At 74.1% G+C, this 15,128-nt stretch carries 10 protein-coding genes and 1 riboswitch; of the genes, 4 read left to right on the top strand and 6 right to left on the bottom strand.

The genetic code is table 11. The annotated features are described in order from the left end of the window. Positions 1–75 precede the first annotated feature (75 nt). On the bottom strand, positions 76–2,166 hold the full coding sequence (locus GPA10_RS39715) for an asparagine synthase-related protein (protein WP_058849868.1): 2,091 nt from the start codon (positions 2,164–2,166) through the stop codon (positions 76–78). A gap of 803 nt (positions 2,167–2,969) precedes the next feature. On the opposite strand from GPA10_RS39715, the gene GPA10_RS39710 reads away from it, so the two are divergent. The 4 genes from GPA10_RS39710 (at position 2,970) to GPA10_RS39695 (ending at position 8,294) form a co-directional block, all read left to right on the top strand. Then, complete coding sequence (locus tag GPA10_RS39710) at positions 2,970–4,415, top strand: NsdA family TPR-like regulatory protein (RefSeq protein WP_058849869.1); 1,446 nt, start codon at positions 2,970–2,972, stop codon at positions 4,413–4,415. A 120-nt stretch (positions 4,416–4,535) separates the two neighbouring features. Then, positions 4,536–5,744 (top strand): L-2-hydroxyglutarate oxidase, encoded by a 1,209-nt coding sequence (gene lhgO / locus GPA10_RS39705; RefSeq protein WP_058849870.1) that lies wholly within the window; start codon positions 4,536–4,538, stop codon positions 5,742–5,744. A gap of 268 nt (positions 5,745–6,012) precedes the next feature. Next, positions 6,013–6,864, top strand: a complete 852-nt coding sequence (gene trmB, locus GPA10_RS39700; protein ID WP_343041838.1) for a tRNA (guanosine(46)-N7)-methyltransferase TrmB — start codon at positions 6,013–6,015, stop codon at positions 6,862–6,864. A gap of 59 nt (positions 6,865–6,923) precedes the next feature. Then, the gene (locus GPA10_RS39695; RefSeq protein WP_343041837.1) at positions 6,924–8,294 is read left to right on the top strand and encodes a PrsW family intramembrane metalloprotease; all 1,371 of its coding nucleotides are present in this window, start codon (positions 6,924–6,926) and stop codon (positions 8,292–8,294) included. A gap of 39 nt (positions 8,295–8,333) precedes the next feature. Here the strand turns inward: GPA10_RS39695 and GPA10_RS39690 are convergent, their stop codons facing one another. The 5 genes from GPA10_RS39690 to GPA10_RS39670 form a co-directional block, all read right to left on the bottom strand. Further along, positions 8,334–9,278: an aldo/keto reductase gene (locus GPA10_RS39690; RefSeq protein ID WP_058849873.1), complete on the bottom strand. Its 945-nt coding sequence runs from the start codon at positions 9,276–9,278 to the stop codon at positions 8,334–8,336. Between the two features lie 159 nt (positions 9,279–9,437). Beyond that, positions 9,438–10,538: a M23 family metallopeptidase gene (locus GPA10_RS39685; protein WP_343041836.1), complete on the bottom strand. Its 1,101-nt coding sequence runs from the start codon at positions 10,536–10,538 to the stop codon at positions 9,438–9,440. 11 nt (positions 10,539–10,549) lie between these two features. Further along, a riboswitch (cyclic di-AMP (ydaO/yuaA leader) is annotated at positions 10,550–10,688 on the bottom strand. 230 nt (positions 10,689–10,918) lie between these two features. Next, a complete protein-coding gene (locus tag GPA10_RS39680; RefSeq protein WP_343041835.1) occupies positions 10,919–12,013 on the bottom strand; it encodes a PP2C family protein-serine/threonine phosphatase in 1,095 nt (364 codons plus the stop codon). A 542-nt stretch (positions 12,014–12,555) separates the two neighbouring features. Next, the gene (locus tag GPA10_RS39675) at positions 12,556–13,869 is read right to left on the bottom strand and encodes an MFS transporter (protein ID WP_343041834.1); all 1,314 of its coding nucleotides are present in this window, start codon (positions 13,867–13,869) and stop codon (positions 12,556–12,558) included. After that, entirely contained in the window at positions 13,866–15,053 is a 1,188-nt protein-coding gene (locus GPA10_RS39670; RefSeq protein ID WP_246260580.1) for a PLP-dependent cysteine synthase family protein, read from the bottom strand. The genes GPA10_RS39675 and GPA10_RS39670 overlap by 4 nt, the downstream gene beginning before the upstream one ends. Positions 15,054–15,128: the final 75 nt, after the last annotated feature.

Raw genomic sequence — 15,128 nt, 5'->3', positions numbered from 1 at the left:
CGGACACCGACGCACCGGTGAACGAGCGGGTGGGAGGGCATCCGCCGCGCAGCGGCGGGCCAGAACCGCGCAGCCTCAGCGGCCGGCGCCGAGCGCACCACGCTGCGGCACCACCGACCCCGTGGGCACAGCCCGCTGCCGGGCGGGCGTACCCGTCCAGCAGGTCCCCCGGCGGGCGAGGAGCCGCCGCAGCCATATCTCCACGGCGACGAGGTCGGCGAGGCCGTCCAGGGGAAGGGCCTCGCCCTCCGCGGCGGCCCGCAGCGCCTTGCGGACGACGCGGGCCTCGACCAGGCCCGCCTGGGCGAGCAGCGGAGTGTCGAAGAGGCCGACGAGGCCGTCCGCGGCGACGCGCAGCCCCGTACGGGCGGCGGCGGCCGCGGAGGCGTGCGAGGGGGCACCCCAGCCGGGCGGGAGCTCGGTGACGCCGGCGCCTTCGAGGACCGTACGGAGGATGGCGGCACGGGCACCGGGCTGCACCCGCAGGGACTCGGGGAGCGCCCGGCACGCGCGTACCACCTGGTTGTCGAGGAACGGCGCGTGCAGCCGCTGGAAGCGGACCTCGGCGGCCTGCTCCAGGACGCGCAGGTCCGCCGCGTGCCGGAAGAGCGCAGCCCGCGCTCGGAACTCTCCGGGCCGCTGCCCGGGTCCCGGCCCCGGCCGCATCGCCGTCTCCTGGAGACGAACCGATACTTCTGCGAGGGCCTCACCGGTGAGCCAGCGCGCGGCGGGCCCGGGTCTGGCCCACGCGAGCGCGGCGAGCGAGGCGCCGACGGCCCCGCCGGGCTCGTCGAAGGAGCGGTGCAGGAGCCGTTCGGCGAGGGCCTTGACGCCCGCGCGGTGCGTGGTCCTGGCGAGCTTGCGCGCGGCGCCGTACACGCGCGCGGGCACCATGACGGACCCCTCGGCCTTGGCGAGCGCGGTCACGGGCCGCACCAGATACCGACGCTTGCGGTCCATCAGGAGGTCGGCGAGGCGGGCCGGGTGGGCGTCGAGGACCTGCCGGGCGCCGTGGCCCGTGAAGTGGTCGGCGCTGCCCGCGGCGAGCCGCAGGCGGTGTCTCTGGGCGGTGACGATGACGCCGCTGGGCTCGTCGGTCAGGGGCCCGTCGAGGTCGGCGTACGGGAGCGCCTCCTCGCCCGCGGCGACGACGACGTGGTGCAGCCGCGGGTTGGCGGCGATGGCGCCCGCCCGCTCCAGTTCGGCCTCGCGGCCGCCCGACACCAGGTCGTTGAAGGTGACGGCGAGCAGCCGCTCCCCGGCGCCCGTGCCGTGCCCGAGGACCGTACCGGGCATCCCCGGCAGACCGGCGGCAAGGAGGGCGAGGGTTCCCGACGCGGGCCCTCCGGAGAGGTCGGCCCCGATGCCGGGCACCGGCATGCCGCGGGCGGCCCGCCGCTCGGCGGGCCCCATGCCGGGTACGGGTCCGGGGTCGATGTCCGTGCCGGGGACGTGGCGTGGCGCGCGCAGGCGCGCGCGTACCGCGTCGACGAGGGCGTCCCTGACGCCGCCGAGGGCGTCCGCCTCGTCGGCGGCGGGCGCGGCGACGGCGAGCGAGGCGACGGGTTCGTACCCGGCGATCTCCCGTGCACCCGCGCGGAGGACGAGCGCGTGCCCCGGCGGTACCCGGCGCACGTCCTGGTAGGGCGTCGAGTCGTGCAGCGCCTCGGGGACGTCGGGGGCCGCGAGGAGCGCCGCGAGGTGCCCGATGTCGAGGTGGGCCTCGATGAGGTCGGCGAGGGGCAGCGCGGCCGTCGCGTACGCGGTGCCCTCCGCCCAGGGGGTGTAGAACACCGGCCGCGCCCCCGCCAGGTCACCGGCGATCATCACGCGGCGGCCGACCTGGACGACGGCCGTGTAGCTGCCGGGCCAGGCCGTGAGGTGCCGCAGGGCGCCGCCGCGGGCGGCGAACAGGCTGACGCGCAGTTCCTCGTCGCTGGCGCCGCAGGTGCCGAGGACGGCGATGCGGGTGCGGTCGTCGGCCTTCACCGTGCGGACCTCGTCGGGGCGCCAGTCGCCGACCGCCCACAGGGGGTCGGGGTCGCCCCAAAGGAGCTGGGAGCCCACGGGGTGCAGCGTCTCGCCGTCGTCACCCGTGGCGCCCGCCGTGCCCAGGGCGGCTGAAGGCCTCGTGGTGGTACTGCTCCACCCCACCAACCACCGCATCGCCGCCTCCACAGGCTGTGGACGGCCGGTACGCGCAGGAACTGGCCCGCACCTGGTCCGCCCGAGTACGGAAACCGGGTGCGGGGACCGTGAACGGCACCAGTGCGCCCGGGAACCGAGGGACCGGGGTCCCATGCTGCCACGAAGGAGGCGCACAAGAGGGGCACGGGAGGAGCCCGAAGGGCGCTCGCACCGGCGCGAACGCGCCCCGGGTGATCCATTGTTGATGCGGCAACGGCATCAACAAGGGGACGTGGGACGGCTGAAGCGCACTTTCGAGGGGGCGTTTTTCGGCCAAATCAGCCATGGCCGAACACGCCCCACCGCGCCGTACCACCCACGCACAGCCCGGGAGGCGGCATACGCCTCCCGGACCGGTCCGCCGCCCGCGGGGATGGAGGCGGCGGTGTCCCCCAGCCCGCTGACTCCAGCGCAACGGGCCGACCCACGCCTCACCATGGAAACGCTCCCCTCGTGGCCGGAGAAGAGCGCACACACGGGCGCACGGCCACACGGCCGGAGCACGCCGTGGAACCGCCGTACTCCCGTACGGACAACAATCTCGCCATACGGAACTGCGCCTCTTAACGCTTGGGATCCGTCGAACTACGCTGGGTGTGCTGCTGTTTTCGCGGAGGCATATTCCTGGGGGCTCGGCCAAGTGCTCTTGCGGCCGGGGAACGGGCCGTGGCGCGCGACACGCCGACGGACCGGGCACCCAGTCGCTGTCCCCGGGAGAACACAGCACGAATGCCGCGCGGTCCAGCCACTGCCCGGCAGCCGTCTGTGTCGAGGGGTGGCGCATGTCCAGGGAGCAACGCGGGCCGAACGAAAAGCTCGGCACCGTTCTCGCCCTCGCGGGAATCAGCAACGCGGGACTCGCACGCCGGGTCAACGACCTCGGCGCACAGCGCGGGTTGACGCTTCGTTACGACAAGACGTCGGTGGCGCGGTGGGTGTCCAAGGGCATGGTGCCGCAGGGCGCCGCCCCGCATCTCATCGCCGCCGCCATCGGACAGAAACTCGGCCGCCCCGTGCCGCTGCACGAGATCGGCCTCGCCGACGCGGACCCGGCGCCCGAAGTGGGCCTCGCCTTCCCGCGCGACGTCGGCGCCGCGGTGAAGTCGGCCACCGAGCTGTACCGCCTGGACCTGGCGGGGCGCCGCACCGGCGGCGGCATCTGGCAGTCGCTCGCCGGATCCTTCGCGGTCAGCGCGTACGCCACGCCCGCGTCCCGCTGGCTCATAACCCCGGCCGACAGCTCCGTCGCGCGCGACGCCTCCCAGGACGGGCCCCGCGACACGGCCCACCAGGACGACGGCGGACCGCCGATGAAGGTCGGCCACAGCGACGTGCTCAAACTGCGGGAGGCGGCCGAGGACGCCCGCCGCTGGGACTCCAAGTACGGCGGTGGCGACTGGCGTTCCTCGATGGTCCCCGAGTGCCTGCGGGTGGAGGCGGCGCCGCTGCTCCTCGGCTCGTACTCCGACGAGGTCGGCCGCGCCCTCTTCGGGGCCAGCGCGGAGCTGACCCGGCTCGCCGGGTGGATGGCCTTCGACACCGGCCAGCAGGAAGCCGCCCAGCGGTACTACATCCAGGCCCTGCGGCTCGCCCGCGCGGCCGCCGACGTGCCCCTCGGGGGGTACGTCCTCGCGTCCATGTCGCTCCAGGCCACCTACCGCGGCTTCGGCGACGAGGGCGTGGACCTGGCGCAGGCCGCGCTCGAACGCAACCGCGGCCTCGCCACCGCGCGGACCATGAGCTTCTTCCGTCTGGTCGAGGCACGCGCGCACGCGCGCGCCAACGACGCGCCCGCAGCCGGCGCCGCCCTGCGGGCCGCCGAGGGCTGGCTGGAGCGCGCCAGGGACGGCGACAACGACCCCTCGTGGCTCGGCTTCTACGGCTACGACCGCTTCGCCGCGGACGCCGCCGAGTGCTACCGCGACCTGAAGGCGCCGCGGCAGGTGCGGCGCTTCACCGAGCAGGCCTTGTCCCGGCCGACCGAGGAGTTCGTGCGCTCGCACGGCTTACGGCTGGTGGTGTCCGCGGTGGCCGAGCTGGAGTCGGGGAACCTCGACGCGGCGTGCGAGCAGGGCGTGCGCGCCGTGGAGGTCGCCGGACGCATCTCGTCCGCGCGCACCACGGAGTACGTGAAGGACCTGCTGCACCGCCTCGAACCCTACGGGCACGAGCCGCGGGTGGCGGAGCTGCGCGAGCGTGCACGGCCGCTCCTTGTCGCCCCCGCGTAGCTCCGGGGCCGACGGTCCGCCGCGTGTGTGCCGCACGCCTCAGTGCCGGCCCTCTCCCGGCAGGTTTGCGGACGTTGTCAGTGGTGCAGGGCAGTATCGGGGGCGGGAGGTGCAAGGGTGATGGGTCGGGGTGCAGCCGTGAGGTACGACTGTGACGTGCTCGTGGTCGGCGGCGGGATCGTCGGGCTCGCGACGGCGTACGCCCTCACCCGGGCCCGCCCCGGCACCCGTGTCACGGTCCTGGAGAAGGAGCCGGGCCCGGCACGGCACCAGACGGGGCGCAACAGCGGCGTCATCCACAGCGGGATCTACTACCGCCCCGGCTCCCTGAAGGCCCAGTACGCCGTGCGCGGCGCCGCCGAGATGATCAAGTTCTGCGCGGAGTACGGCATCGCGCACGAGGTCACCGGCAAGCTGATCGTCGCCACCGACCGCGCCGAGCTGCCCCGCCTGCACGCCCTGGTCCAGCGCGGCCGGGAGAACGGCATCCCGGTCCGCGAGCTGGGCCCCGCCCAGATCGCCGCGTACGAACCGTGCGTGCGCGGCCTCGCCGCCATCCATGTGGGCACCACCGGCATCTGCGACTACGGGGCCGTCGCGGCCCAGCTGGCCCAGGCCTCCGGCGTCGAGGTGCGGTACGGCGCGGCGGCCGTGCGCATCGACCGCCGCGCGGACCTCGGGGTCGCCGTGCGCACCGCCGCGGGCGACGTCGTCCGCGGGCGGGTCCTCGTGAACTGCGCCGGGCTGCACTGCGACAGCGTCGCCCGGATGACGGGCGACGACCCCGGCATGCGGATCGTCCCCTTCCGGGGGGAGTACTTCACCCTCGCCCGGCCCGGTCTCGTCCGCGGCCTGGTCTATCCCGTCCCCGACCCCGCCTTCCCCTTCCTCGGCGTCCATCTCACCCGGGGCATCGACGGCGGGGTGCACGTGGGGCCGAACGCGGTGCCCGCGCTGGCCCGCGAGGGGTACGACTGGTCCGTGGTGCGGCCCCGCGAGCTCGCCGGGACGCTTCGGTGGCCCGGGTCCTGGCAGATCGCCCGGCGGCACTGGCGGTACGGGGCCGGGGAGCTGCGGCGCTCCCTCTCCAAGGGGGCCTTCGCCGATGCCGTGCGGCGGCTGCTGCCCGCTGTGCGGGCCGAGGATCTCGTGCCGTCGGCGGCGGGGGTGCGGGCACAGGCCGTCCTGCGGGACGGGACGCTCGTCGACGACTTCCTCTTCCGGGAGTCGGCGCGCGCCGTACACGTCCTGAACGCGCCCTCGCCCGCCGCGACGGCGTCCCTCCCCATCGGCCGGGAGGTGGCCCGCCGGGCCCTGGCCGTGCTGTAGGCCTTGCGGGGGCGCTCCCCAGTCCCGCCCCTTCCCGAAACTGGGGCTCCGCCCCAGACCCCGTATCGGCCTGCGGCCTCGTCCTCAATCGCCGGACGGGCTCAAAATCTCGCCGCTGCGGCACAGTCTCAGCCCGTCCGGCGTTTGAGGACGAGGCGCGAAGCGCCGATAAGGCTGGGGTCCATGGGGCGCAGCGCCCCTGGTTTCGGGAAGGGGCGGGGTTGGGGAGCCCCCGGCAAGGCCCCGCCCCGACTAAAATCGAGGCACTGTGTCTGAGAACTCCCGCCCGAAGGGCACCCCGCGCTTCCCCGAAGGTCCCACCCCCGACCCCACGGGGTCGCAGTTCGAGCGGCGGATCCGCAGCTTCACGCCGCGCCGCAGCCGCGTCACGACCGCCCAGGGCGACGCCCTGCGCCGTCTGTGGCAGGTGTGGGGCCTGGACATCGACGGCAAGGAAGTCCTGGACCTGCCCGCCCTCTTCCAGCAGCCGGGGACCCCGCGGCCGGGGGCACCGCGCCCCGTCGTCCTGGAGATCGGCTTCGGCATGGGCGAAGCCACCGCGCAGATGGCCGCCGCCGACCCGGACACGGACATCCTGGCCGTGGACGTGCACACCCCGGGCCAGGGGAACCTCCTCAACCTCGCCGAGCGGAACGGACTGACCAACGTCCGGGTCGCCAACGGCGACGCCGTCGTCCTGCTGCGCGACATGCTCGCCCCGGAGTCCCTCGACGGCGTCCGCGTCTACTTCCCGGACCCCTGGCCCAAGGCCCGGCACAACAAGCGCCGCCTGATCCAGCCGGAGTTCCTCTCCCTGCTCGCCCCCCGCCTGAAGCCGGGCGGCCTGCTGCACTGCGCCACGGACTGGGAGCCGTACGCCGAGCACATGATGGAGGTCCTGAGCGCGCACCCGGACTTCGAGAACACCCGGCCGGACGGCGAGTTCGCCCCCCGGCCCGACTTCCGGCCGCTGACCCGCTTCGAGGGCCAGGGCCTCAGGAAGGGCCACGTCGTCCACGACCTGCTGTTCCGCCGTGCGGTCACCCTCACGGAGCACGCGGAAGCGGGCACCGGGACCCCCGCAGCCTCCCAGGACCCCCTGGACCCGGCAGGCGACTGAGGCCCAGGGTCCCCGAGGCACCGTCGCGGTCCGCCGCAACCCTCGTTACTGTCAAAGTCGTGGCCACCAGTCCCGCGAACCCGACATACCCGACGCAGCCCGCCGGGCCCGCCGGGTCATCGGGCACGTCGGTGAACCGGCATCCGCACTGGTGGCAGCTCAGAGCGATCCGGGTGGGCGCCCTCGTCACCCTGCTCGCGCTCTCCGGTCTGGTGATCCTCGCCCTGGTGCGCAGGCAGACCGGCACCGAGGGGTTCCTGGTCGGACTCGGCCTCGCCACGCTGCCGGTGCCGCTGCTCGTCGCCGCGTTCCGGTGGCTGGACCGGGTGGCGCCGGGCCCCTGGCGGAACCTGGTGTTCGCCTTCGCCTGGGGGGCGTGCGCGGCCGCCCTGATAGCGATCGTCGCGAACAGTTTCGCGACCCAGTGGATAGCCACCGCCACCGCCGACCCGACCAGCGCCGACACGCTCGGCGCGACCGTCATAGCCCCGATCGTCGAGGAGACCGCGAAGGCGGCGGCCGTGCTGCTCGTCTTCCTCTTCCGCAGATCCGACTTCACCGGTGTCGTCGACGGCTTCGTCATAGCGGGCGTCACCGCCACCGGCTTCGCCTTCACCGAGAACATCCTCTATCTCGGCAACGCCTTCGGCACCGACCAGCTCAGCGGCGAGAGCGGCCTCGCCTCGGTGACGGCGGCGACCTTCTTCGTCCGCGTCGTCATGTCGCCGTTCGCGCACCCCCTGTTCACCGTGCTCACCGGCATCGGCTTCGGCATCGCGGCCCTCAGCGGCGAGCGGCACACGGCGCGCCGGGTGCTCGTGCCGCTCGTGGGACTGCTGCTCGCGATGGGCACGCACGCCTTCTGGAACGGCTCGGCGAGCTTCGGCGAGTACGGCTTCTTCGTCGTCTACGCGACCTTCATGCTGCCGGTGTTCGGGCTGCTCACCTGGCTCGCCGTCTGGCTGCGGCGGCGCGAGCTCGCCGTCGTGCGGGCCGAGCTGCCCGCCTATGTGGTGGCGGGCTGGCTCACCGCGGCCGAGCCGTTCGCGCTCGGCTCGATGCGCGCGCGGACCCTCGCCCGTGACTACGCCGCGTACCACCTGGGCAGGCCCGCGGGCCGTGCCGTCGTCGCCTACGAGACGTACGCGACCTCCCTCGCCCTGCTGCGGCACCGGGCCCACCGCGGCCGGGCCCGTGCCGACTTCGCCGTGCGCGAGCGGGAGCTGCTCGACGCCCTGTGGGAGCGGCGCGAGGTGGCGCGTCCCGCCCTCGCGTACGCGGCCCGGGTGACGGCGCCGGTGGTGCTTCCGCTGCCGTACGCCGCGTACGGGCCGTTCCACACGGCGTACACGGCGTACAGGATGCCCGGTACCGCGTACGGCCCCCCGACCGGCCCCGCCTACCCCTCGTACAACCCCTACCGGACCTGAGGCCCGGCAGCCGCGATCGGGCCGGGAAGCAGGTCGTGATCAGGCCGAGGCGGCGGTCAGCCGGGCCACCTCGTCCTGCGTCAGCTCCAGGTCGCCCACCGCGAGCAGCGCGGGAAGCTGCTCGACGGAGCGGGCGGAGGCGAGCGGCGCGGCCACCGTCGGCTGGGCGGCGAGCCAGGCGAGGGCCACCGTCGCGTGGGCAGCGCCGCGGTCGGCGGCGATCTCGTCCAGGACGGCGAGGACGCGCTGCCCGCGGTCGGTCTCCAGATACTCGCCCGCTCCCTGGGCGCGGACGCTGTCGACCTTGGCCCCCGGGCGGTACTTGCCCGTCAGGAAGCCCTTGGCGAGCGAGTAGTAGGGCACGGCGGCGAGCCCGGAGCGGGACGCGACCTCCTGGAGCGGGCCCTCGTAGGTGTCGCGGGAGACGAGGTTGTAGTGCGGCTGGAGCGCCACGTACCGCACGAGGCCCTCGCGGTCGGAGAAGTCGAGGGACTCCTGGAGGCGTTCGGCGGTGATGTTGGACGCGGCGATCGCGCGTACCTTGCCGGACCGCACCAGTTCGTCGAGGGCGGTGAGGAACTCCTCGACGGGTACGGACGGATCGTCGTAGTGCGTGTAGTACAGGTCGATGTAGTCGGTGCCGAGGCGGCGCAGCGACTCCTCGGCGGCGGACTTGATGGTGCTCGCCGCGAGACCCTTGTAGTCGGGGTGGGCGCCGACCTTGGTGGCGATCAGCACGTCGGAGCGGTTGCCGCGCGCGGCGAGCCACCGGCCGATGACGGCCTCGGACACGCCGCCGTCGTTGCCCGGCGCCCACGCCGAGTACACGTCGGCAGTGTCCACGAAGTTGCCGCCCGCCGCGGTGTAGGCGTCGAGGACCGCGAAGGACTGCTGCTCGTCGGCGGTCCAGCCGAAGACGTTGCCGCCGAGGGCGAGCGGGAAGACTTCGAGGTCGGAGGAGCCCAGTGGGCGCAGAGTGGTCATGGGGAACTCAACATCCGCACGGAGGAGGGAATTCCGGCAGCTGGAAGATGTCTTTCGGCTGTGTGACGGCTGGGGCTCCCGTGCGCGTCGTGGCGGGCAGGGGAGACCGGCGGCCCTGGCGTCGGGGGGTTGTCGCCAGGACCGCCGGAGCCTTGGGTGTTACGGGTTGAGGCCCTTGCCCTGGAGCCAGCCGAGCGGGTCGATGTTGGCGCCGCCGCTCGTGTGGACCTCCATGTGGAGGTGCGGGCCCGTGACGTTGCCGGTGGCGCCGACGCGGCCGATGACGTCGCCGGTGGAGACCTTCTGGCCGGCGCTGACGCTCAGCGAGGACTGGTGGCAGTACCAGATCTCGGTGCCGTCGTCGAGTTCGAGGATGGTGCGGTAGCCGTACGCGCCCGCCCAGCCGGCCTCCTTGACGGTGCCGGTGTGCACGGCCTTGAGCGGGGTACCCGTGGGAGCAGCGAAGTCCAGACCGGTGTGCTGGCCGGAGGACCACATGGAGCCGGCGTCGCCGAAGTGCGAGGTGAGGGTGTACGAGGAGGTGGGCAGCGTGTAGCTCCTGGCGAGCTTGGCCAGGCGCTCGGCCTCGGCCTTCTTCCGCTCGGCCGCTTCCTTCCTGCGCTTCTCCTCGGCCGCCTTGGCCTTGGCCTCCGCCTTCGCCTCGGCCTGCTGGGCCTGCGCCTCTTCGGCGGCCTTCCGCACCGCCGCGTCCTCGGCCGCTCTGCGCACGGCGTCGTCCGCCTGCTGCTGCTGGTTCTCGGCCTGCTGCATGATGCGGGCCCGCAGTGCCTCACCGGCGCCGGTGGTGCCCTGCTCGGCGTCGGCGGCGCTGACGCCCGCGGAGCTGAGCGGCGCTGCGGCCGCGACGGCGGTGGGCTCCTCGGGGGCGTCGTCCGACATGAAGGCGCCCACGCCCGGCAGGGATTTCGCGTCGGGCAGCGAGTCGGTGACCGCCGACATGTCCGGCATGGCTATGGAGACCGGCGGCTTGCCGCCCTGCGCGGTGGCGATGCCGCCCGCGCCCACGGCCGCGATGACGCCGACACCGAGGACGGTCGAGCTGCGCGCGAGGCCGCCGCCGCCCTTCTTGTGGACCCGGTGCCGGCCGCGCACGGGGCGGACGGACTCGGCGGTGGGGTTCCACTCCTCCCACGGCTCCTGAGGGGCGTACCCGCCGAATCCCATCGGGCCTTCGGGGCCTTCACCGGGTTCGTCGTTCGGTACGTAGAGCGCTTCGGGGGCAGGCCGGTTGGACGCCACTGGGGCGCACTCCTTTCCTTCCTTCTCGCCTACCGGGTTAGCTGACGGGTTCGGAGCAGGAAGGTCTCCTACGGGCACGACGGATCGTGTCCGATTCACCCCATGATGGTGGTTCCCCGGCTCCCTTGCGGGATTAGGCGTGTGCGCACGGAGCCGACTGGAGTGTCGACTGGGACGACCGCGCTGCGTTATCGAACGTTAATAGACAGCGGGTCGGTATTCCAAGCCGTTCCGACTGATCGTTAACGCTTACGCCACGAACACAAGGGACATCTGCGGTGCGACTGGGGCGAGTTGAGCGGCTTTCATGACACACAGCAGCGCTCCGCACGCCCCCTCATTGCTGATGTTGTGTCAGTTGTTATGCGGAGGGCCGCCGTTCAGTCACCGGCTGTGACGGGGCGGCGTACGGCGAGCAGGGCCATGTCGTCCGTGGCGCCGTCCCCGGTATGCCGGCGGACGTCGTCCACGAGAGCGGTGAGGAGCGCGTCGGGGCCGCTCGGGCCGTGGAAGATCCGGCCCCCGAGCCGGACGGCGGGGTCGAAGAACTCCCCGTCCGCGTTCCTGGCCTCCGAGAGCCCGTCCGTGTAGAGCAGCAGGGTGGCCCCGGGCGGGAACTCGATCCGGTCCGCGCGGTCCGGCCAGGTGCCGAGCTCGCCCATGCCGAGCGGGAGCGCGGGCTCGGCCGGGGTGAGCACGCACAGCCGCCCGTCGGCACGCAGGACCAGGGGCTCCGGGTGGCCCCGGTTGATGATCCGTACGATGCCCTCGCCGCCCCGGGGGATCTCCGCGAGGACGGCCGTGGTGAACCCCTCGAAGGCGTCGAGCCCGTCCCGCCGCATCCCCTCCCTGGCGAGCGCCCGCTCCAGTCGCTGCGCCACCGCCTCCAGCGTCGACTCCTGCTCGGCGGCCTCCCGGAAGGCGCCGATCACCACGGCGACGGCGGCGACGGCGCCCATGCCCTTGCCGCGTACGTCGCCGACGATGACCCGGACGCCGTGCGGGGTGTCCTGCACCGCGTACAGGTCCCCGCCGATGAAGGCGTCGGCCTGGGCGGCTTCGTAGCGCGCGGCGATGTCGAGGCCGCCGATGCGCGGGTCGGGCTGCGGGAGCACCGCGCGCTGGGCGGTCTCGGCGATGGAGCGGGCGGAGGCGAGGCGGGCGTCGCCGCGGCGCACGACGCGGTTGATGACGACGGCCAGGATGCCGACGGTCAGCATGGTCAGGAACTCGGTGACCACCTCGACGTCGGCGCCGGTGCTGCCGCCGCGGAGCCGCAGGCCGAGCACGGCCGCGCAGGAGACCGCCGCGACCGCGACGGTGGTGCGCAGCCGGAAGAACGGGGCGGTGATCAGCGGGGCGGCGGCGAACAGCGGGGACGCGGTGAACTCGGGCGGGGTGAGGGCGTCGAAGACGATGCCGACGAGGAGGAGCAGCGGCGGAAGGACCCGGACGAGGGCCCGCTCCCGCGGCACGTTCCGCACCCCACCGGGCCCACGCCCGGCCCCCGAACTCCCCCGCGCACGCACTCCCCGGCCGCCGTCCGGGCCCCGGCCACCGCATGGGCCCTGGCGGCCACCGTCCGGGCCCCGCGCGGCGGACGAGTCCCGCTCGTCGGACGAGTCCCGCCCGCCGGATCGGTCCCGCCCGCCGGACTGATCCTGCCCGGCAGAGCGATCCCGCCCACCAGACACATCCCGGTCACCGGACCGATCCCGCCCACCAGACACATCCCGGCCACCAGACACATCCCGCCCACCAGACACATCCCGGCCACCGGACCGACCACGGTCGTCACACCCGCCCCCATCGCCGCGCGCACCACTCGGCCCCCCACCACGCACAGCAACCACCACCGCTCCGCTCTCACCGCAACCCGTGCCGCCTCGGCCCACCCAGGCTTCCCGCAGCGGCGCCGGGAGGCGACCTGATGTGGGCCGAGTGGGTTAGCGGTGATTGGCGCCCGGGGGCGCGGACCGCGCGGACGGGTCCTGCGCGCGCCCCGGGCGCGTACACGTCAGGCGGTCTCACCTCCGAGCGCCGGTACGGGCGCGGTGAGCCGTCCGGACCGCCCCAGCGAGCGCAGCGCGAGGGCGCAGCCCGCGCCGAGGACGGCGAGCACCAGCCACGGCACCGCGGGCACCCCCCGGCTCTCGCCCAGGTCGAGCAGGGCGCCCATGCCGAGGTTCCCCGCGGTGATCCCGATGCCGCACACCGTGTTGTACAGGCCGTAGTGCGTGGCCACCCACCGCTCGCGGGCGAGCGAGACGACGGTGTCCATCTCGAACGGGTAGAGCACGGCGTTCGCGGCGGCGAGCGCCGCCGCGCACAGCAGCAGCGCGGTCACCCCCGCGTACCCGGGCCCGCCGAGCGCGGGCGGCAGGAACGCCGCGCCCATCAGGCCGAGCCCGGCCACCAGGCACTGCTCCCGCGTCCACGTACGCCTGCACCAGTCGGTGATCCGCAGCTGGCCGAGGAGCGCGACGAGCCCGGAGACGACGAAGAGCGCACCGGTCGCGACGGTCGTCGCAGTCCCCTCGCCGAGCAGCCGCTCCACCTCCAGCGGCAGCGCGAGATACACCTGGAAGGACAGGACGTACGACCCGGTCATGGCGAGCGCGAACAGCCAGAACGGCCGGTTGCCGAGCACGGCCCGCCACTGCCCGCGCCCGGCGCCGGAGCCGGAGCCGGAGCCGGAGCCGTCATCGGAGCCCGTCTCCCCCCGTCGCACCGGAAGCCGCAGCACCTGCACCACCGAGAGCACGGCGAAGAGCACCGCCGCCACCGCGCAGGTCAGCGCGAAGTCCACGCCGGTCAGGGCGAGTCCGACGAGCGGTCCGAGCAGGATGCCGGTCTGGTAGAAGACGTTGAACAGCGCGAACGCCTCCACCCGCCGTTCCGGCGTGCCCGCCTCCGCGGCGACGTACGCCCGTACCGCCGGGTTGAACAGCGCCCCCGCGAGCCCGGTCGCCGCCGACGCCGCGATGAGCACCGGCAGCGTCTGCGCGAAGGCGAGCGCGCCGAAGCCCGCGGTGCGCAGGGCGCAGCCGGCCACGATCATCGGCTTGTACCCGAGCCGGTCGGCGAGCGCCCCGCCGACCAGGAACATCCCCTGCTGGGAGAGGTTCCGCACGCCGAGCACCAGGCCCACGGCCCAGGCGGCGAGCCCGAGCTCCCCGGAGAGATGGGCCGCGAGGTACGGCATCAGCATGTAGAAGCCGAGGTTGATGCTGAACTGGTTGACGAAGAGCAGTTGCACGGCGGGCTCGAAGGCCCGCACCCGCTCCCGTATGCCGCCCCGGCCGCCGCCCACGGACCCGGCGGGCCTCACTGGGCACCTGCCCCGGCGGGAACTCCGCCCTGCCCAGCGGCAGCCGCCTGCCCGGCCACCGCAGCCGCCTGCCCGGCCGCCGCGGCGGACCGCCCGCGCCGCTCGGCCCGCCACCGGCTCCACTCGACGATCCCGTCACCGGGCCCGGAGACCTCCTGCGGCTCGTCCGGCACGACAACGGAACCAGAACCAAAACCGGCACCAGACCCAGAACCGGAACCGGAGCCGCCGAGCAACCCTCGCTCGTGGCAGTACTCATCATTGAAGACGGTGTCGAAGTACCGCTGCGGACCGTCGGGGAAGACCGCGGCGATCCGCGTGCCGCGCGGCCGGGTGCGGGCCAGCCAGCCCGCGACGAGCGCGACGGCGCCGACGCTCCACCCGCCCGTGGCGAACTGCCGCGCCGCGAGCCGCCGGGCGCTGCGCACCGCCTCGGCCGGGCCCACCCAGTGGACCTCGTCGAAGGCGGCGTGGTCGACGTTGCGCGGATGGATCGACGAGCCGAGCCCGCGCATCAGCCGGGGCCCCGCGGGCAGCCCGAAGATGGTCGAGGCGACGCTGTCGACGCCGACCAGTTCGAGTCCGGGCAGGGCGCCGGCGCGCAGCGTCCGCGCGATCCCGGCGGAGTGCCCGCCGGTGCCGACGGCGCACACGAGTACGTCGAACTGCCCGATCTGCCGTACGAGCTCCCCGGCAAGCGCACCGTACGCATCCGGATTGTCGGGATTGTGGTACTGGTTCGGGCACCAGGCGCCGGCGAACTCGGGCCTCTTCAGCAGAGCGGCCACCCGGTCGACCCGGGCCTGCTGCCAGCCGCCGACGGCGCCGGGTTCGCGTACGCGGTGGACGCGGGCTCCGTGGGCGGTCAGCATCCGCTCCACGAGGGGTTCGAGCCCGGGGTCGGTGACGATGTGCACGGGGTGGCCGTAGTGCACCCCGGCGAGGGCGAGGCCGAGCCCGAGGGTGCCGGACGTCGACTCGACGACGGGTGCGCCGGGCCGCAGCTCGCCCCGGGCGCGGGCACGCTCTACGAGGTGGAGGGCGACGCGGTCCTTGATGCCGCCGAAGTTGAAGCCTTCGAGCTTGGCCCAGTAGCCGCGGCCGCCGTCGGGGGTGGGCTCGTCGATCCAGAGCACGGGTGTGTTGCCCACGGCCGCCGCCGCAGGCTGAAGCTTTCCGATCATGGGGGTTGTGTCCTTCGGTGCTTCGGTACGTGGATGGGGGGGTGGCGAGGGGAGCCCCCTGGGGGCTCCGAGGCC

Source organism: Streptomyces typhae (genome assembly GCF_009755605.1).
GTDB lineage: Bacteria > Actinomycetota > Actinomycetes > Streptomycetales > Streptomycetaceae > Streptomyces > Streptomyces typhae.
This window is presented reverse-complemented; position numbering and strand designations above follow the sequence as displayed.

Bases quoted from the DNA above. Each gene is read 5' to 3' on its own strand.
- GPA10_RS39715 (WP_058849868.1), bottom strand. From the start codon at position 2,166: ATGCGGTGGTTGGTGGGGTGGAGCAGTACCACCACGAGGCCTTCAGCC.
- GPA10_RS39710 (WP_058849869.1), top strand. From the start codon at position 2,970: ATGTCCAGGGAGCAACGCGGGCCGAACGAAAAGCTCGGCACCGTTCTC.
- lhgO (WP_058849870.1), top strand. From the start codon at position 4,536: ATGGGTCGGGGTGCAGCCGTGAGGTACGACTGTGACGTGCTCGTGGTC.
- GPA10_RS39690 (WP_058849873.1), bottom strand. From the start codon at position 9,278: ATGACCACTCTGCGCCCACTGGGCTCCTCCGACCTCGAAGTCTTCCCG.
- GPA10_RS39670 (WP_246260580.1), bottom strand. From the start codon at position 15,053: ATGATCGGAAAGCTTCAGCCTGCGGCGGCGGCCGTGGGCAACACACCC.